Origin of the sequence: Streptomyces sp. TLI_55 (assembly GCF_900206255.1) — a bacterium.
Classification (GTDB): Bacteria; Actinomycetota; Actinomycetes; order Streptomycetales; family Streptomycetaceae; genus Streptomyces; species Streptomyces aquilus.
This window is the reverse complement of record NZ_OAOJ01000001.1, coordinates 5139281-5156649: the sequence shown is the minus strand read 5'-3', so window position 1 is coordinate 5156649 and position 17369 is coordinate 5139281. Positions and strand designations below refer to the sequence as shown.

The following is a 17369-nucleotide window of genomic DNA, read 5'->3' as shown; positions in this document are numbered from 1 at the left end:
CACCCGGGGCGGGTGTCAGCCGTTCGTCGCCGACGGCGTGGCGGACGCGCTCTTGCAGCTCTCCTGCTGGGCCATCGCCTTGCCGACGTCACCCTCTTCGAGGTTCTTGAGGGCGTCGCTGCCGGTCGTGCTGAGCTTGTCGAGCTCGGTCGCGACGTCCTTGAGACCGTCCGCGAACTTGCCCTGGTCCTTGGTGTCGAGCCCGTCGACCTGCTTCTTGAGGGAGGCGTAGGAGGCGGACAGGCTGTTGAGCTCCTTGACCGCGTCCAGCTGCTTCTTCTCGGCGTTCTTGCCGTCGCCGGTGTCGGGCGCCCCGGCCTTCTGCACCGCCGCGCCGATCGCCTTGTAGGCGTCGGACATGTCTTGGAAGGCCTGGGCGTCGGTCTTCTGGACGTCCTCCGGCTTGCTGTTGTCCGAGGTCTGCTGCTGGATCGCGGCGTTCGCAGCCTCGATCTTCTTGGCCTGCGGCTGGACGGCGTCACAGACCTGCTTGGCCCAGGCGTCGAGCTTCTCGCTGTTGTCGTCACCGCTGCTGCATGCCGACAGCGCCATCGCCAGTACCGCACCGCCGGACAGCGCGGCTGCGAGCTTCTTGTTCACCGGATTGGTCCCTTCCATGGCTCCTCGGCCCCGGAACATACACGGCGACTGGAGGACACCTACAAGCAGGGCGTCCGATAAGTCATGCATTAAAGCCATTTGCACCAAGTGAGAGAAGGGTCACGAAGGGGGCGTGCGCACACAGAGCGGGCGGGCGGCGCGTCCACCGCGCCACCCGCCCGCCCCAGGTGAGGAGGCTGCCGTAAGACCGCCTACGAGACCACCGCGGGATCGGCCGAACCGGCCACCCTATTGGCACTGTCCTCCTCGTCCCCCACGGCGATCCCGCGCCGCTTGGAGACATAGACCGCGCCGACGATCACGGCGAGCGAGAGCAGGGCGATCCCGATCCGGACGCCGATGCTCTTGTCCTCGCCGTAGCTGAACTTGATGACCGCGGGCGCGATGAGCAGCGCAACGAGGTTCATCACCTTCAGCAGCGGGTTGATCGCGGGCCCGGCGGTGTCCTTGAAGGGGTCGCCGACCGTGTCGCCGATGACGGTCGCGGCGTGGGCCTCGCTGCCCTTGCCGCCGTGATGGCCGTCCTCGACGAGCTTCTTGGCGTTGTCCCAGGCACCGCCGGAGTTGGCGAGGAACACCGCCATGAGCGTGCCCGCCCCGATCGCGCCCGCCAGGAACGAGCCGAGCGCGCCGACGCCGAGCGTGAACCCGATGAAGATGGGTGCCAGCACGGCCAGCAGTCCGGGCGTGGCGAGCTCGCGCAGGGCGTCCCGGGTGCAGATGTCCACGACCTTGCCGTACTCCGGCTTCTCGCTGTAGTCCATGATCCCGGGGTGCTCGCGGAACTGCCGCCGCACCTCGTAGACCACGGAACCGGCCGACCGCGACACGGCGTTGATGGCGAGCCCGGAGAACAGGAAGACGACCGCGGCGCCCGCGATGAGGCCGACGAGGTTGTTGGGCTGCGAGATGTCCATCATCAGACTCATCGGAGCCCCGTCGCCGGACAGCTTCTCGCCGACGTCCCGGGCGCCCGTGGTGATGGCGTCACGGTACGACCCGAAGAGCGCCGACGCCGCCAGGACGGCGGTGGCGATGGCGATGCCCTTGGTGATGGCCTTGGTGGTGTTGCCGACGGCGTCCAGGTTGGTGAGCACCTGCGCGCCCGCGCCCTCGACGTCGCCGGACATCTCGGCGATGCCCTGGGCGTTGTCGGAGACCGGCCCGAAGGTGTCCATGGCGACGATCACACCGACCGTGGTGAGCAGACCGGTGCCGGCCAGCGCCACCGCGAACAGCGCCAGCATGATCGACGTACCGCCGAGCAGGAACGCCCCGTAGACGCCGAGGCCGATCAGCAGGGCGGTGTAGACGGCCGATTCGAGACCGACGGAGATACCGGCGAGGACGACGGTGGCCGGGCCGGTGAGCGAGGACTTCCCGATGTCCATGACGGGACGCCGGTTGGTCTCGGTGAAGTAGCCGGTCAGCTGCTGGATGACGGCGGCGAGCAGGATGCCGATGGCGACCGCGACGAGCGCGAGGATCCGCGGGTCGCCGTCCTTGCCGGCGATCTCCGCTTCGGTGACACCGTCGAGATCGGCGTACGACGACGGCAGGTACGCGAAGACGGCCGCGGCCACCAGCACGAGTGAGATCACCGCGGAGATGAAGAACCCCCGGTTGATCGCGGACATGCCGCTGCGGTCGGACCGGCGCGGCGCCACCGCGAAGATGCCGACCATGGCCGTCAGCACACCGATCGCGGGCACGATCAGCGGGAAGGCGAGCCCGGCGTCGCCGAAGGCCGCCTTGCCGAGGATGAGCGCGGCGACCAGGGTCACGGCGTACGACTCGAAGAGGTCGGCCGCCATACCGGCGCAGTCGCCGACGTTGTCGCCCACGTTGTCGGCGATGGTCGCGGCATTGCGCGGGTCGTCCTCCGGAATGCCCTGCTCGACCTTGCCGACCAGGTCGGCGCCGACGTCGGCGGCCTTGGTGAAGATGCCGCCGCCGACACGCATGAACATGGCGATCAGGGCGGCCCCGAGGCCGAAGCCCTCGAGCACCTTCGGCGCGTCGGCCGCGTACACCAGCACGACACAGGAGGCGCCCAGCAGACCGAGCCCCACCGTGAACATGCCGACGACGCCGCCCGTGCGGAAAGCGATCTTCATTGCTTTGTGCGAGACGGCGGTGAGATCCTTTTCCGGTTCACCTTCCGCCGGGGTCGCTTCCCGTGCCGCCGCGGCGACGCGCACATTGCTGCGCACGGCGAGCCACATGCCGATATAACCGGTGGCCCCCGAGAACCCCGCGCCGATCAAGAAGAAGACGGACCGACCGGCACGCTGATTCCAGTCGTCCGCGGGCAGCAGCATGAGCAGGAAGAACACGACCACGGCGAATACACCGAGCGTGCGCAACTGCCGGGCCAGATAGGCGTTCGCGCCTTCCTGTACGGCCGATGCGATCTCTTTCATGCTGTCGGTTCCCTCGCCCGCCGCGAGCACCTGGCGCACCAGGACACCCGCGACCACGAGCGCGGCCACCGCGACGGCGGCGATCACCCAGACGATGATCCGGTTGTCGTCGGTCAGGACCGCGGCTGCGAGAGAAGTGGGATGGTCCAACTGAGGGGTAGAAAGCCCCGCCATTCGTCCTCCTTGACGCTTGGGCTGAGCTCAAGATGTGGACGGATTGTAGGTAGCGGAACCTGATCAAAACAGTGGGCGGTAAACGGAATTAGCCGTCGCCTGCTCTTCAGAACCCGAAAGAGCTAATGCCCCAAAGGCATTGACTGATCGTGAATCATTTCACGAATTCCGAAAATACAAAGGGCCCCGCCGGAGCGGGGCCCTTTTGATGTTCTGCTCGTATGTAGTCGTATGTATGAAGGTCAGGCGCATGGAGGTCAGGGAAGCGTTGCGGCCGGCGGGGTGGTCGGCCAGGTCATACGGATCGACCCGCCGTGCTCCCCCGCGGTGACCTCCACGTCGTCGACGAGGCCGCTGATGACCGCGAGGCCCATCTCGTCCTCCTCGGTCTCCGCGTCCGGGTCCTCCGCCGCCGCGCCGGGCGCCCGGTGACCCGGGGCCGAACGCGGCGCCTCGTCGCCGACCTCGATGGAGAACTGCTTCTCCTCCTCGATCAGCAGCACCTTCACCGGAGCGGTGATGCCGCCGTTCTGATGCAGTCCGACGGCACGGCTGCAGGCCTCGCCCACGGCGAGCCGCACCTCGTCGAGCACGGCCTCGTCCACTCCGGACCTGCGCGCCACCGCCGCCGCCACCAGGCGGGCGGTCCGGACGTGCTCGGGCAGCGCGCTGAAGCGGAGTTCAACGGTGGCCATGCATCCCCCTCGGAACTACGGGCGTGCTGTCGGGGGACCGGACCGCCGATCGCCCGGACCCCCCATGTACTACAGCCGTGCCGGGAGCGGTTCAGGTCACCGCGCCCGGGACGCTGGTTCAGTCGGTCGCCGCAACCGCTTCCTCGACCGAGGTGTGGATCGGGAACACCTTGGTGAGACCGGTGATACGGAAGATCTTCAGAATGCGCTCCTGGTTGCAGACCAGGCGCAGCGAGCCCTCATGGGCACGCACCCGCTTCAGGCCGCCGACCAGCACGCCGAGCCCGGTGGAGTCGAGGAAGTCCACGCCCTCCATGTCGACGACAAGGTGGAAACTGCCGTCGTTCACCAACTCGACCAGCTGCTCGCGCAGCTTGGGCGCGGTATATACGTCGATTTCGCCACCGACCTTGACGATCGTGCGATCGCCGACGGTCTCAGTCGACAGGGACAGGTCCACGGATCCTCCAGCACCTTGCTATCGAGCGGTCGTCCCTCGGGACACCTCGGCTTGAAGCCCCCGGGACGGTTCGCCAGCCGCGATGGCATTCAATCACTTACCGGCAGGCGTGCACGACGCCTTGGTCCCATTGTCCGTCACGCCGGTGACACACTCGGTGCCGATGGCCAAGAATCACCGATCCGATCGATCCCCGACGGACGCCGTATCCCGGGTGGACCCGGGCACGGTGCTGGGCAGGCTCGCCTCGGGGCCGAGCCGTGCTTCGCGCATCACTCATACGGAGCACTTGCCCCCGCGCGCGGGCCGCCATGCCGTCTGGCCTGACCGGATTCGCCCGGAGGTGCTCGCGGCCGTGCAGGCGGCGGGCATCGAGCACCCCTGGGCCCACCAGGCACGTGCCGCGGAGCACGCCCTGGACGGCGAGTCGGTGGTCGTCGCCACCGGCACCGCCTCCGGCAAGTCCCTGGCGTACCTCACGCCCGTCCTGTCGGCCCTCCTGGACGGCTCCGAGGCCCCGAACGGCCGCGGCGCCACCGCGCTCTACCTCGCCCCGACGAAGGCGCTCGCGGCGGATCAGCGCCGTTCTGTGAAGGAACTTTCACAACCACTGGGCAATTCAGTTCGACCAGCCGTCTACGACGGTGACACCCCGTTCGAGGAACGCGAGTGGATCCGCCAGTACGCCAACTACGTGCTGACCAACCCGGACATGCTGCACCGCGGCATCCTCCCGTCCCACCCCCGCTGGTCCTCCTTCCTGAAGGCGCTCAAGTACGTCGTCATCGACGAGGTCCACACCTACCGCGGTGTGTTCGGCTCGCACGTCGCCCAGGTCCTGCGCCGGCTGCGCCGGCTCTGCGCCCGCTACGGCGCCTCCCCGGTCTTCCTGCTGGCCTCCGCGACGGCCGCCGAGCCCGCGGTCGCCGCCCGCCGCCTCACCGGGCTGCCGGTCGTCGAGGTCTCCGACGACGCCTCCCCGCGCGGCGAGCTGGTCTTCGCCCTCTGGGAGCCCCCGCTCACCGAGATGCAGGGCGAGAAGGGCGCCCCGGTCCGCCGTACGGCCACCGCCGAGACGGCCGACCTCCTGACCGACCTGACGGTCCAGGGCGTCCGCTCGGTCGCCTTCGTCCGCTCCCGGCGCGGCGCCGAGCTCATCTCGGTCATCGCCCAGGAACGGCTGGCCGAGGTCGACCGCTCGCTGGTCCGGCGTGTCGCCGCCTACCGCGGCGGCTATCTCCCGGAGGAGCGCCGGGCCCTGGAGCAGGCCCTCCACTCGGGCGAGTTGCTGGGCCTCGCCGCGACGACGGCCCTGGAGCTGGGCATCGACGTCTCCGGCCTGGACGCCGTCGTCATCGCCGGCTACCCGGGCACACGCGCGTCCCTGTGGCAGCAGGCCGGCCGGGCGGGCCGCTCCGGCCAGGGCGCCCTGGCCGTCCTGGTCGCCCGCGACGACCCCCTGGACACCTTCCTCGTCCACCATCCCGAGGCCCTCTTCGACCGCCCCGTGGAGTCGACGGTCCTCGACCCAGACAACCCCTACGTCCTCGCCCCGCACCTGTGCGCGGCGGCGGCGGAACTGCCGCTGACGGACGAGGACATGGAGTTGTTCGGCCCGGAGACGGAGGGCCTGCTCCCCCAGCTGGAGGCGGCGAAGCTGCTGCGCCGCCGCACGAAGGCCTGGCACTGGACCCGCCGGGAGTCCGCCGCCGACCTCGCCGACATCCGCGGTGGGGGCGGCCGCCCGGTGCAGATCGTCGAGTCCCGCACGGGCCGCCTGCTGGGCACGGTCGACGCGGGCGCGGCCCACACGACCGTCCACGAGGGCGCGGTCCACCTCCACCAGGGCCGCACGTACCTGGTGCGGACCCTGGACCTGGAGGACTCGGTGGCGCTGGTGGAGGAGGCGAACCCCCCGTACTCGACCGTGGCCCGCGACACCACCGCCATCACCGTCCTGGAGACGGACGTCGAAGTCCCCTGGGGCCAGGGCCGGTTGTGCTACGGCTCCGTCGAGGTCACCAACCAGGTCGTCTCCTTCCTCCGCAGACGCCTCATCACCGGTGAAGTCCTGGGCGAGACGAAACTCGACCTCCCTCCTCGTACGTTGCGCACGCGCGCGGTGTGGTGGACCGTCACCGAGGACCAGTTGGACGAGGCCCGCATCAACCCCGAGATCCTCGGCGGCGCCCTGCACGCCGCGGAACACGCCTCCATCGGCCTGCTCCCCCTGTTCGCGACCTGCGACCGCTGGGACATCGGCGGCGTCTCGATCCCCCTGCACCCCGACACGCTGCTGCCGACGGTCTTCGTCTACGACGGCCACCCCGGCGGCGCGGGCTTCGCGGAGCGCGCCTTCCACACCGCCCGCGCGTGGCTCACCGCCACCCGCGAAGCCATCGCCTCCTGCGAGTGCGACGCCGGCTGCCCGTCCTGCATCCAGTCCCCCAAGTGCGGCAACGGCAACGACCCGCTGCACAAGAGGGGGGCGGTGCGGTTGCTCACGGTGTTGCTGCGGGGGGCGCCGGCGGAGGGGGCGGCTGGGGAGGCGGGGTCCTCGGGGCCGGCGGAGGGAGCGCCTGCGGAATCGGGGGCCCAGGGACCGGCAGAGGGAGCGCCTGCGTAACCCGAGCCCCCAGGGCCGGCGGGCGGAGCCGACTACGGAAGCCGGTCCCCAGGCACCGAGGGAGGGGGCGGCTCCGGAAGCGGAGCCCCAGGGACCGGCGTCGGAGCCGACTGCGGAAGCCGGTCCCCAGGTACCGACGGAAGGGCCGGCTGCGGAAGCGGAGCCCCAGGGACCGGCGCCGGAAGCGGCTGTTCCGCCGGGCCCGCCCGGGACCTGACCTCCGCCGCGAACGGCCCCCGTCCTGCCGCCGCCGTCACGTCCGAGACCTCACCCACCAACGCGCACCGCACGAGCCGCGTGCCCTGCGCCCGGGCCACCCGACCGGCCCGGGCGCAGGCCGCCGTAGCGCCCTCGGCCCAGTGGTCCGCCGCCGCGAGCGCCGCCAGATCCGCACCGCCGGCCGCACGATGCCGGGTCACCACGGACTGCCCCAGAGCGAGCACGACCCCGAACACCACGCACAGCACGGCGATCGCACCGACGCTCCACACGGTGGCGGAGCCACGGTCGGAATCGAGGCCGCGACGCCGCCCGCTCATCTCCCGCCCTCCACCGAGGCCACGGCCTCCTCCCGCACCTCGAACGGCAACCCCCGCAGCACCGATGGCTTGGCCACGACCACCACCCGGACCTGCGTCTCCTCCCGGCTGACCGTGACCTTCGCACCGCCCGGCGCCGCCCCGCGGGTCACCTCGACGACCGCGTCGGCCGGGTCCTCCCGCGCCGCGGCCCGGGCCCCCGTCCGAGCCGCGTCCACGCACTGGATCTGCGCGGCCACCACGAGCAGCCCCCACACCAGTGCCGTCGCGAACATCACCAGCACGGGCAGCACCACGGCCGACTCCGCCGTCACGAACCCCCGGTCCGCGCGGCCCCGTTCACATCCGCGCATCGAGGGCCTGCTTCACGATGCCCTGGAGCTCCGCGCTGACGGCCCCGCTGGTCACCACCTTGTAGAGGACGACCGCGAACGCCACCGCCGCGACGATCCCCATCGCGTACTCCGAGGTGACCATCCCCGTGTCCTTCCGCGCCGCCCGAAGCCGCGCGAGTACCACCTTGCACATCTCAACCCCCGTAAGGATCAGCTCTGTTGCCTGCTGCTTCTCTGTTGCCTGCTGCTTCTCTGTTGCTTGCTGCTTCTCGTTGCCTACTGCTTCTCGATCACCGGAACCGCTGCACGCCCACCCCCGTCATCCACCACCCCCGCCCATGGCCGCGCCCGCCAGCCCGATCACGATGGGCAGCACCCCCACCGCGATGAACGCGGGCAGAAAACACAGCCCCACCGGCGCCGTCACGAGGACGGCGGCCCGCCGGGCCCGTGCCGTCGCGGTGCGCGCCCAGTCGGCCCGTGCCTCCGCGGCCAGCCGGGCGACCGGGACGGCGGCCGGCAGCCCGGACACGTCGGCCCGTTCCAGCAACCGCGCCAGCGGCCCGGCGCCCGGCATCGAGGCCAGCCGCCGCCAGGCGTCGCCGGGTTCACCGCCCAGCCGCACCTCCGCCGCGCCCCGCGCGAGCCCCTCCCCGACCGGCCCGCCCAGCGCCTCGCCCACGGCCTGGGCCGCGACCACCGGACCGGCACCGGCCGCGATACAGGCCGCCAGCAGATCGGCCGCGAGGGGCAGTTGACGCGCGGCCTCCCCGACGTCGTACTCCTCCTCGGCGCCCGCAGCCGTCTGCCGCCTGCGCCACCACCACAGTCCGGCGGCCACCCCCAGCCCGACGGCGACCCCGACGGCACCCCCGACGAGGGCCCACCCGCCGGCCGCCACCCCCACCGAGGGCAGCCACCGCCGTACGGCCTTCCGCGGGTCACCCCGCGGCCCGGCGGACTTCGCCTCCCGCGCCACGAGCCGGGCCAGCCGCCGCCGAACCGCCCGCTCGCGACGAACCCCCTCGGCCCATCTCGCGCCCCACGCGAGAACCAGCAAGGCCCCCACAACCGCCCCCAGCCTGTGGACAACTTCCGCGCTCACAGCACCCTCCTCCGCACGCCCCGACACTCCGAGCCACTACGGCCCCTCACCCGCCTCACACCGCCCCCCTCCGCGCACGCCCCACGCTCAGGACCACCACCGCCCCTCACCCGCCTCACACCGCCTCCGCTCCCCGCACGATCCGCATCGCCCACCACATCCCCAGCCCCTCCAGCACCCCGCCCACCACCAGGCACCCCAGCCCTGACCCCGTGTGCAGCAGGACATGGAGCGGGTCGGAGCCGAGGGCCGTGCCGAGCAGCAGGCCCAGGACCGGCAGGCCGGCGAGCATCAGAGCCGTGGAGCGGGCGCCCGCCAACTGGGCGCGCAGGTCGGCGCGTTGGTCCCGCTCGGCGCGCAACGCCGCTTCGAGCCGGTCGACCCCGGCGGCCAGCCCGGCGCCCCGGTCCACGGCGACCCGCCAGCACGCCGCGAGCCCCAGCAGCCCACCGGCCCCCGGCTGCCGTGCCGCCGCCGCGAGCGCGTCCGGCACGTCCCCGCCGAACCGCGCCGCCGCCAGCACCGCCGACTGGGCGTCACCGAGCCCGTCGCAGTCGCGCGCGGCCCGCAGCAGCGCCTCGCCCGGCTGCCGCCCGGCCCGTACCTCCCCGGCGAGCACCCCGCACAGCGCGATGACCGCGTCCCCGCGCCGCTCCCGGGCCCGCCGCTCCCGCCGGGCCAACCGCACCCGCCGCAGCAACGGCACCCCGGCCAGCCCCACGACAAGCGGCACCACCGAAGTCCCCAGCACCGCGAGCACCGCCCCGGCCGCCGCCGACCACCACTCGGCCCCCAGCCGCCCCCGCAACCGCCGTACCTCACCGCCCAGTTGCCCCCACAGCGGCGGCCCGGCCCCGACCGCGCCACCGCTCCCCGCGAGCAGCAGCCGCGCCCGTCGAGCCCCGACATGGGGCCCGCCCAGCAACCAGACGACCGCCCCGGCACAGGCCGCGGCCGCACCGGCCGACATCTCACTCACCCCGGTCATGGCATCCCTCTCCGAGCAGCCCCCGCAGCCGCTCCCACCCCTGCTCGTACGCGAAGCCCTCCGCGCCCCAGCGCAGCGCCGGCACCGTGCGCACCAGCCCCGACGGGTCCCGTTCCAGCACCCGCACCTCGGCGATCCGCCGCCGTCCGGTCCGGTCGCGCACCAGGTGCAGCACCACTGACAGCGCGGCGGCCACCTGGGAGTGCAACGCGGCCCGGTCGAGCCCGGCGGCGGTGCCGAGCGCCTCCAGGCGGGCCGGCACGTCGGCGGCGGCGTTCGCGTGGACCGTCCCGCAGCCGCCTTCGTGGCCGGTGTTCAACGCGGCCAGCAGATGGACCACTTCAGGCCCCCGCACCTCGCCCACGACCAGCCGGTCCGGCCGCATCCGCAGCGCCTGCCGCACCAGGTCCTGGAGCGTGACCAGGCCCGCGCCCTCCTGGTTGGCCGGTCTGCTCTCCAGGCGGACGACGTGCGGATGGTCAGGCCGCAGTTCCGCCGAGTCCTCGGCGAGCACGATCCGTTCCCCGGGCCCGACCAGCCCCAGCAGCGCGCTCAGCAGCGTCGTCTTGCCGCTGCCCGTCCCGCCGCTGATGAGGAACGACAGCCGTGCGTCGACCAGCGCCCGCAGCACCCGGTCCCCACCCGGCGGCACGGTGCCCGCCGCCACCAGCTCGTCGAGCGTGAACGCGCGCGGCCGCACGACCCGTAGCGACAGACAGGTGCAGTCGACGGCCACCGGTGGCAGCACCGCATGGAGCCGCGTCCCGTCGGGCAGCCGGGCGTCCGCCCACGGCCGGGCGTCGTCGAGGCGCCGCCCGGCCACCGCGGCCAGCCGCTGCGCGAGGCGTCGTACGGCCGCGGCGTCGGGGAAGGAGACCCCGGTCAGCTCCAGCCCGCCGCCCCGGTCCACCCAGACCCGGTCCGGCGCCGACACCAGGACGTCGGTGACAAACGGGTCGGCGAGCAGCGGCTCCAACGGCCCGCTGCCGACCAGCTCGGACCGCAACCGCGCGGCGGCGCCCAGGACTTCGGCGTCCCCGAGCACCCGCCCCTGTTCACGCAGCGCCTGCGCCACACGCGCGGGCGTCGGTTCGGCCCCGCTCTCGGCAAGCCACTGCCGCACCCCGTCGAGAAGTTCCGAGGCCATCACGGCACCACCCCGCCCACCGTCGGCAGACGCCGCGATCGAACCCGCCCGACCGAGCCCATCGTCGAAAAGCCCCGTCGGCCGTCCACGCGCGCGTACCCCGTCGAACCCCACGGCCGTGGTCATGCCGCCTCCACCAGTGCCCGCTCCCAGAACTCCTTGCAGAACCGCGTCAGCGGTCCCCTCCCGGCGCCGGGCGGTGTCCTGGTCTCGTGCGGTCGCAGCAGACCCGCCTCGACCGGCACCTCGCCCACCAGGGGCAGGCCGAGCAGGCGTGCCACCTCGTGGTCGTCGAGTCCGGGGGCGTACGGGCCCCGTACGGCGACCCGCAGGTCGCGTACGACCATCCCGACGGCGGAGGCCACCCGTCCGGCCGCCGCGACGGCCCGCAGTTCGGCGGGGACGACGAGGATGCCGAGGTCGAGCTGGGCGAGCGTCTCGGCCACGCCGCCGTCGATACGGCGGGGCAGGTCGACGACGACCGTGCCGCCCCGGCGGCGGGCCGCGGCCAGCACCGCCCGGACGGCCTGCGGCGGAACGGCGACGCAGTCGCCGCGGTCCCAACTGAGCACCCGCAGGGAGTGCAGCTCGGGCAGCGACTCCTCCAGGGCGCCGCCGCCGACCCTGCCGCGCGAGGCGGCGAACGCGGGCCAGCGCAGCCCCTCGGCGGTCTCCCCGCCTAGGAGTACGTCGAGTCCGCCGCCCAGCGGATCGGCGTCCACGAGCAGGGTGCGCAGTCCCTCCCGCGCGGAGGTGACGGCGAGCGCACACGCGAGCGTGGAGGCCCCGGCCCCGCCCCGGCCGCCGATGACGCCGACGGTGAGGGCGGGCCGGCCGACGCCCTCGGCGACGTCGGCGATCCGGTCGACGAGCCACTGCTCGCCGTCGGGCAGCATCAGGACGTGGTCGGCGCCGATCTCGACGGCCCGACGCCACACCCCGGAGTCGTCCTGGTCCCTGCCGACGAGCACCACCCCGCCTCTGCGTGCGGCGCCCCGCACCCGTCGTACGGCGTCGTCGCCGACCAGGACGAGCGGTGCGGCCTCCCAACGGTCCCGCGGCTCGGGCACCCCTGGGTGCACCTCGGGTGTGGCGCCGGCCGCCGCGCAGAGCCGGAGCAGGTCGTCGAGGAGCCCGGGGTCCTCGGTGATGATCAACGGCCCGCTCTGGCGCCCTCCGGCGCCGGACGGCGGATCGTGTGTGACGGCTGCGGTCACGCTTTCCATCCCCCTTCGCTGCATCCCGCGAGGGCTCAAGCGCCTCGCGATTCCCGAACGTGTGAAGAACCGGCAAGCGGCCTCCATATGAACGGCCGATAGGAACCGGCCAAACGCGCCCGACTAACCGGATCCAGCCATCGGATCGGCGTCGGCGGGCCGCGCTGGAATCACGGTGCAACGCAGCGGGAAATGAAGTGGATCTTGGTCGATATCTGTGGACAACTCGGCCGTTGTGAATATGTCCGTCACCCGAACCGGTGAGCTCCGCACCGACCCGTACCGACCTCTGTGCGACTTCCGCAGAGCAGCGCTACGACTACGTACGGTGACGGATCATGGGCATGCAAAAGAGGCGGTCGAAGCCGCCTCGGTGTGGCGGTCCAGCCGCCTGTGAAGAGGAGAAAACCCACCCGGACATGCGACGACCCCCACCGGGGGGGAGAGTGGGGGTCGTCTCCACGGCCGACTCGGGGGGGGAGGAGCCGGGCCGGGTTAGCACGGTCGCGAACGATCCGTGACTTCCATGGTGTACCCGAGAGCCCTCTCAGGCAAACCCACGCGCCCCACCTTACGCCGAATGGGCTGCGCCTATGCTCGGGGTCGTGGAAAACCACTCCCTGCCCCGCACAGCGGCCTTCTTTGACCTGGACAAGACGGTCATTGCGAAGTCGAGCACGCTCACGTTCAGCAAGTCGTTCTACCAAGGCGGGCTGATCAACCGCAGGGCCGCGGTGCGTACCGCGTACGCCCAGTTCGTCTTCCTCGTGGGCGGTATGGACCACGACCAGATGGAGCGGACCCGCGAGTACCTCTCCCAGCTCGTGCGCGGCTGGAACGTGCAGCAGGTGAGGGAGATCGTCGCCGAGACCCTGCACGACCTGATCGACCCGATCATCTACGACGAGGCCGCCTCCCTCATCGAGGAGCACCACCGGGCCGGCCGCGATGTCGTGATCGTGTCCACGTCGGGCGCGGAGGTCGTCGAGCCGATCGGCGAACTCCTCGGCGCGGACCGCGTGGTGGCCACCCGGATGGTGGTCGGCGAGGACGGCTGCTTCACCGGCGAGGTGGAGTACTACGCCTACGGCCCGACGAAGGCCGAGGCGATCAAGGAGCTGGCCGAGTCCGAGGGGTACGACCTGGAGCGCTGTTACGCCTACAGCGACTCGGCAACCGATCTGCCGATGCTCGAGTCGGTCGGCCATCCGCACGCCGTGAACCCGGACCGCGCGCTGCGTCGTGAGGCGCTCGCGCGCGGGTGGCCGATTCTCGATTTCCACCGTCCGGTCCGGCTCAAGCAGCGCTTCCCCGCGTTCTCCGTACCGCCCCGTCCGGCACTGGTCGCGGCGGCCGCCATAGGGGCCGCGGCCGCCACCGCGGGCCTGGTCTGGTACGCGAGCCGGCGCCGGGCGACGGCTCTCTGAGCCGCGTCGGCGGGCGTCACCACTGTGGCCCTGTCCGGCCCATCGGTGCCCGTTTAGCGACTGTTTGAGAGTAAAAGTAAAGAACTGCAGCCAGCACTTCCGCTTGCCCAGGTCCTGGAGTACAAAGGGGTTAACGGCCCGCGAGACCAAGGACATCCGAGAGGATCACCTTAATAACGCATTTGGCCCCACGGACCGCGCATGAACACTGGGCACCCACGCGACGTCGACCCGTCGATTACGGGCCAGCCGCACCAGGTGACGGGCAAAGTTCCCGACCTGATGGGCAACACATCGAGGACGCTTGGTACCCCGGTGAGCATGCCAGCGGCGGTACGAATTCTCGTACCGCCGCAACCCTGTTCAGGCCCCCCGCGCGGGGGCCTGTTTCATGCCTTACGCCGCCCCGCGCTGCAGCGCCTCGCACACCGCTGTCGACTCGCGCACACCGAGTTCGACCGCCTTGCCGCAGTGGGCGATCCAAGCGGCCATCCCTTCCGGAGTGCCGGAGACATAGCCCTCAAGGGCTGCCAGATAGGCCGCCCGGCCCAGTTCGGCGTGGCCGACCTCCGCCGGACAGACGGACTTGGGGTCGAGACCACTGCCGATCAGGACGATGCGCTCGGCCGCGCGCGCGACGAGGCCGTTGTGCGAGGTGAAGGGCCGCAGCGCGAGGAGTTCACCGTGCACGACGGCAGCCGTCACCAGCGCAGGGGCGGAACTGCCCGCGATGATCAGCTCGGACAGTCCCTCCAGCCGGCCGTTGACCTCCGCCGCGCTCGGCAGCGGCAGCTCGATCAGCGGCTCATCGACCGATTCGCCCTCCCGGCGCGGGCGCCCGACCTCGTCGCCGTTGCTCGCCGCGGCCACCAGGTGCAGCCGGGCCAGGACACGGAGGGGCGACTGGCGCCAGATGGACAGGAGTTGGCCCGCCTCGGCGGTCAGCCTGAGCGCGGCACCCACCACGCGCGCCTCGTCGTCCCCGCTGAAGTCGGAGCGGCGGCGCACCTCTTCGAGCGCCCAGTCGGCGCCGGACAACGCCGCGGAGCCGCGGGAGCCACGCAGCGCGGCCTCGCCGGTGACGGTATTGCTGCGGCGCCGCATGATCCGGTGCCCGTAGACCCGGTCCACGGCCTTGCGCACGGACTCCACGGAGTCGGCCACACCGGGCAACGAGCCCAGGGCCGCGAGCGGGTCGGCGGTCGCGCCTGTCGTACTCATGAGTACGACACTACGCAACCGCGGACCGGACCCCACGATGGAGTGGTCTTCTTCACGCACACCTGCCACGTACAGCTATCACACCGCTACCCTTCGTGAACATGAAAATTGCTTTCGTCGGGAAGGGCGGCAGCGGCAAGACCACCCTGTCCTCCCTGTTCATCCGGCATCTCGCCACGACCGGGCGGCCGGTGGTCGCGGTCGACGCCGACATCAACCAGCACCTGGGCGCCGCCCTCGGCCTCGACGAGGCGGAGGCCGCCGCGCTGCCCGCGATGGGCGAGCGGCTGAAGCTGATCAAGGAGTACCTGCGCGGCGACAACCCGCGCATCGCCTCCGCCGAGACGATGATCAAGACCACACCGCCCGGCGAGGGCTCCCGGCTGCTGCGGGTACGCGAGGACAACCCGGTCTACGACGCCTGCGCCCGGCCGGTGGAACTCGACGGCGACACCGTCCGTTTGATGGTCACCGGGCCCTTCACCGACGCCGACCTCGGAGTGGCCTGCTACCACTCCAAGACGGGAGCGGTGGAGCTGTGCCTGAACCACCTGGTGGACGGGCGTGACGAGTACGTCGTGGTGGACATGACGGCCGGCTCCGACTCCTTCGCCTCCGGCATGTTCACCCGCTTCGACATCACGTTCCTCGTCGCCGAGCCGACCCGGAAGGGGGTCTCCGTCTATCGCCAGTACAAGGAGTACGCCCAGGACTACGGCGTCGTGCTCAAAGTCGTCGGCAACAAGGTGCAGGGCCAGGACGACCTCGACTTCCTGCGCGCCGAGGTCGGGGACGACCTGCTCGTGACGGTCGGGCACTCGGACTGGGTGCGCGCCATGGAGAAGGGCCGGCCGCCCCGGTTCGCGCTCCTGGAGGACACCAACCGCCGCGCCCTGCGCCTGCTGCAGACGGCCGTCGACGCGACGTACGACCTGCGCGACTGGCAGCGCTACACCCACCAGATGGTGCACTTCCACCTGAAGAACGCCCAGGCCTGGGGCAACGAGCGGACCGGGGCCGACCTGGCGGCGCAGGTCGACCCCGGGTTCGTGCTCGGCGAGAGCCTGGCGGCGACCGCCTGACGGACTCCTACCGCTTGGCCGCCGGTGCCCCCGGTACGCCCTTCGGGGCCGGGGCCGGACGGCTGGAGAGGAAGGACGCCCAGCCCTGCTTGGGGGCCTCGCCGACGCCGAGCGTCCGCATCTTGGCCAGGGTCTCGGGGTCCTGGGCGTCCAGCCAGTCGGCGAGCTGCCGGAAGGAGACACAGCGCACGTCGGGCTTGTTGCAGACCCGCTCGACGGTCTCCTCGACGGCACGCATGTAGGTGCCGCCGTTCCAGGACTCGAAGTGGTTGCCGATGATCAGCGGGGCGCGGTTGCCGTCGTAGGCGCGGTGGAAGCCCTTGAGCAGGCCGTCACGCATCTGGTCGCCCCAGAACTCGTACCTGTTCGGGTCGCCCTGCGTGTTGGTGCCGGACTGGTTGACCATGAAGTTGTAGTCCATGGTCAGCTGCTCGTAGGAGTGCCCGGGGAACGGCACGAGCTGCATCGACAGGTCCCACAGCCTCTCCTTCTTCCGGGGCCAGAGCTGCTCGTTGACGCCACTGGTGTCGTAGCGGAAGCCCAGCTCGCGGGCGGCCTTCATGAAGTTCTTCTGGCCCTCCAGGCAGGGCGTGCGGGCGCCGACGAGCTCCTTGTCGTAGTCGAAGGGGAGCGGGGCGGCCTTCTTCATGCCGGTGTTGGTCTTCCAGGACTTCACGAACTGCTTCGCCTGGGCGATCTCGTCCTTCCAGTCGGCGACCGACCACTGGCCGACCCCGCCGCCGCTGCCGCAGAAGTGGCCGTTGAAGTGGGTGCCGATCTCATTGCCCTCCAGCCACGCCCCGCGCAGTTGCTTCACGGTCGCGGCGATGCCCTCCTCGTCGTTGAAGCCGATGTCGGAGCGGCCCGGGGAGTGCTGCGGCGGCCGGTACAGGTCGCGCTTCTCCTCCGGCAGCATGTACACACCGCTGAGGAAGTAGGTCATGGTCGCGTGGTTCGCCTTGGCGACCTTGCGGAAGTGGGAGAACAGCTTCTGGCCGTCCTCACCGGCGCCGTCCCAGGAGAACACCACGAACTGCGGAGGCTTCTGACCGGGCTTCATGCGCTCCGGCCGGGGCAGATGCGGCTGGGCGCCGGTGTACGCGGTGGAGCCGTCGCCGATCAGGCGGACCGGGCTCTTCGGCGGTGCCTGGGCGGGCTTCGCCTTCTGCGGGCCGGCGGCCCCTTCCTTGGAACCGTCGGTGCCGATCGCGCAACCGGCGAGCGATGCGGCACAGACCGCGGCGACCACGGCGCCGGCGGCGATCCTCTGGGTGGCGGCCATGTTCCGCCCACCTACTTCCTTCTGTCT

At 71.6% G+C, this 17369-nt stretch carries 16 protein-coding genes; 3 read left to right on the top strand and 13 right to left on the bottom strand.

Annotated elements, in window-relative coordinates; translation table 11 throughout:
* Positions 1 to 15 precede the first annotated feature (15 nt).
* The 4 genes from CRP56_RS23680 to bldG all read right to left on the bottom strand — a co-directional run bounded on the left by CRP56_RS23680 (position 16) and on the right by bldG (position 4373).
* Entirely contained in the window at positions 16 to 618 is a 603-nt protein-coding gene (locus tag CRP56_RS23680) for a small secreted protein (RefSeq protein ID WP_097267110.1), read from the bottom strand.
* 194 nt (positions 619 to 812) lie between these two features.
* The gene (locus CRP56_RS23675) at positions 813 to 3218 is read right to left on the bottom strand and encodes a sodium-translocating pyrophosphatase (protein ID WP_097267109.1); all 2406 of its coding nucleotides are present in this window, start codon (positions 3216 to 3218) and stop codon (positions 813 to 815) included.
* A gap of 257 nt (positions 3219 to 3475) precedes the next feature.
* Positions 3476 to 3913 carry an ATP-binding protein gene (locus tag CRP56_RS23670; protein ID WP_097267106.1) on the bottom strand — a complete coding sequence of 146 codons (438 nt, stop codon included), beginning with the start codon at positions 3911 to 3913 and terminating at the stop codon, positions 3476 to 3478.
* Between the two features lie 118 nt (positions 3914 to 4031).
* Positions 4032 to 4373, bottom strand: coding sequence for an anti-sigma factor antagonist BldG (gene bldG, locus CRP56_RS23665; RefSeq protein ID WP_097267104.1), 342 nt, complete (start codon positions 4371 to 4373; stop codon positions 4032 to 4034).
* 82 nt (positions 4374 to 4455) lie between these two features.
* Here bldG and CRP56_RS23660 point away from each other — a divergent pair, with 82 nt between their 5' ends.
* A complete protein-coding gene (locus CRP56_RS23660) occupies positions 4456 to 6999 on the top strand; it encodes a DEAD/DEAH box helicase (RefSeq protein ID WP_257040927.1) in 2544 nt (847 codons plus the stop codon).
* A gap of 32 nt (positions 7000 to 7031) precedes the next feature.
* Here CRP56_RS23660 and CRP56_RS23655 read toward each other — a convergent pair whose 3' ends face one another.
* The 7 genes from CRP56_RS23655 to ssd form a co-directional block, all read right to left on the bottom strand.
* Positions 7032 to 7538, bottom strand: a complete 507-nt coding sequence (locus CRP56_RS23655; protein ID WP_097267100.1) for an Rv3654c family TadE-like protein — start codon at positions 7536 to 7538, stop codon at positions 7032 to 7034.
* The gene (locus CRP56_RS23650; protein ID WP_097267098.1) at positions 7535 to 7891 is read right to left on the bottom strand and encodes a TadE family type IV pilus minor pilin; all 357 of its coding nucleotides are present in this window, start codon (positions 7889 to 7891) and stop codon (positions 7535 to 7537) included. The genes CRP56_RS23655 and CRP56_RS23650 overlap by 4 nt, the downstream gene beginning before the upstream one ends.
* Positions 7878 to 8066 carry a DUF4244 domain-containing protein gene (locus CRP56_RS23645; RefSeq protein WP_079312743.1) on the bottom strand — a complete coding sequence of 63 codons (189 nt, stop codon included), beginning with the start codon at positions 8064 to 8066 and terminating at the stop codon, positions 7878 to 7880. Before CRP56_RS23645 ends, CRP56_RS23650 begins: the two co-directional genes overlap by 14 nt.
* A 126-nt stretch (positions 8067 to 8192) precedes the next feature.
* Positions 8193 to 8978 (bottom strand): type II secretion system F family protein, encoded by a 786-nt coding sequence (locus tag CRP56_RS23640; RefSeq protein ID WP_097267096.1) that lies wholly within the window; start codon positions 8976 to 8978, stop codon positions 8193 to 8195.
* A 115-nt stretch (positions 8979 to 9093) separates the two neighbouring features.
* Positions 9094 to 9966: a type II secretion system F family protein gene (locus CRP56_RS23635; protein ID WP_097267094.1), complete on the bottom strand. Its 873-nt coding sequence runs from the start codon at positions 9964 to 9966 to the stop codon at positions 9094 to 9096.
* Positions 9950 to 11113: a TadA family conjugal transfer-associated ATPase gene (locus tag CRP56_RS23630; RefSeq protein WP_097267092.1), complete on the bottom strand. Its 1164-nt coding sequence runs from the start codon at positions 11111 to 11113 to the stop codon at positions 9950 to 9952. The genes CRP56_RS23635 and CRP56_RS23630 overlap by 17 nt, the downstream gene beginning before the upstream one ends.
* 122 nt (positions 11114 to 11235) lie before the next feature.
* Positions 11236 to 12339 (bottom strand): septum site-determining protein Ssd, encoded by a 1104-nt coding sequence (gene ssd / locus CRP56_RS23625; RefSeq protein ID WP_097267090.1) that lies wholly within the window; start codon positions 12337 to 12339, stop codon positions 11236 to 11238.
* Positions 12340 to 12923: 584 nt separating this feature from the next.
* Here ssd and CRP56_RS23620 point away from each other — a divergent pair.
* Positions 12924 to 13757 (top strand): HAD family hydrolase, encoded by an 834-nt coding sequence (locus CRP56_RS23620; protein WP_097267088.1) that lies wholly within the window; start codon positions 12924 to 12926, stop codon positions 13755 to 13757.
* A 396-nt stretch (positions 13758 to 14153) separates the two neighbouring features.
* Here the strand turns inward: CRP56_RS23620 and CRP56_RS23615 are convergent, their stop codons facing one another.
* A complete protein-coding gene (locus tag CRP56_RS23615; protein WP_097267086.1) occupies positions 14154 to 14978 on the bottom strand; it encodes a Fic family protein in 825 nt (274 codons plus the stop codon).
* Between the two features lie 101 nt (positions 14979 to 15079).
* On the opposite strand from CRP56_RS23615, the gene CRP56_RS23610 reads away from it, so the two are divergent.
* On the top strand, positions 15080 to 16060 hold the full coding sequence (locus CRP56_RS23610) for a nucleotide-binding protein (protein WP_097267084.1): 981 nt from the start codon (positions 15080 to 15082) through the stop codon (positions 16058 to 16060).
* A 7-nt stretch (positions 16061 to 16067) separates the two neighbouring features.
* Here the strand turns inward: CRP56_RS23610 and CRP56_RS23605 are convergent, their stop codons facing one another.
* Positions 16068 to 17342, bottom strand: coding sequence for a hypothetical protein (locus CRP56_RS23605; protein ID WP_097267082.1), 1275 nt, complete (start codon positions 17340 to 17342; stop codon positions 16068 to 16070).
* Between the last annotated feature and the right edge of the window lie 27 nt (positions 17343 to 17369).

Excerpts from the sequence above, each read along its gene's own strand:
- CRP56_RS23635 (WP_097267094.1), bottom strand. The coding sequence starts at position 9,966 with ATGACCGGGGTGAGTGAGATGTCGGCCGGTGCGGCCGCGGCCTGTGCC.
- CRP56_RS23650 (WP_097267098.1), bottom strand. The coding sequence starts at position 7,891 with ATGCGCGGATGTGAACGGGGCCGCGCGGACCGGGGGTTCGTGACGGCG.
- CRP56_RS23605 (WP_097267082.1), bottom strand. The coding sequence starts at position 17,342 with ATGGCCGCCACCCAGAGGATCGCCGCCGGCGCCGTGGTCGCCGCGGTC.
- ssd (WP_097267090.1), bottom strand. The coding sequence starts at position 12,339 with ATGGAAAGCGTGACCGCAGCCGTCACACACGATCCGCCGTCCGGCGCC.
- CRP56_RS23670 (WP_097267106.1), bottom strand. The coding sequence starts at position 3,913 with ATGGCCACCGTTGAACTCCGCTTCAGCGCGCTGCCCGAGCACGTCCGG.
- CRP56_RS23610 (WP_097267084.1), top strand. The coding sequence starts at position 15,080 with ATGAAAATTGCTTTCGTCGGGAAGGGCGGCAGCGGCAAGACCACCCTG.
- CRP56_RS23630 (WP_097267092.1), bottom strand. The coding sequence starts at position 11,113 with ATGGCCTCGGAACTTCTCGACGGGGTGCGGCAGTGGCTTGCCGAGAGC.
- CRP56_RS23680 (WP_097267110.1), bottom strand. The coding sequence starts at position 618 with ATGGAAGGGACCAATCCGGTGAACAAGAAGCTCGCAGCCGCGCTGTCC.
- CRP56_RS23675 (WP_097267109.1), bottom strand. The coding sequence starts at position 3,218 with ATGGCGGGGCTTTCTACCCCTCAGTTGGACCATCCCACTTCTCTCGCA.
- CRP56_RS23620 (WP_097267088.1), top strand. The coding sequence starts at position 12,924 with ATGCTCGGGGTCGTGGAAAACCACTCCCTGCCCCGCACAGCGGCCTTC.
- CRP56_RS23615 (WP_097267086.1), bottom strand. The coding sequence starts at position 14,978 with ATGAGTACGACAGGCGCGACCGCCGACCCGCTCGCGGCCCTGGGCTCG.
- CRP56_RS23645 (WP_079312743.1), bottom strand. The coding sequence starts at position 8,066 with ATGTGCAAGGTGGTACTCGCGCGGCTTCGGGCGGCGCGGAAGGACACG.
- CRP56_RS23660 (WP_257040927.1), top strand. The coding sequence starts at position 4,456 with ATGGCATTCAATCACTTACCGGCAGGCGTGCACGACGCCTTGGTCCCA.
- CRP56_RS23655 (WP_097267100.1), bottom strand. The coding sequence starts at position 7,538 with ATGAGCGGGCGGCGTCGCGGCCTCGATTCCGACCGTGGCTCCGCCACC.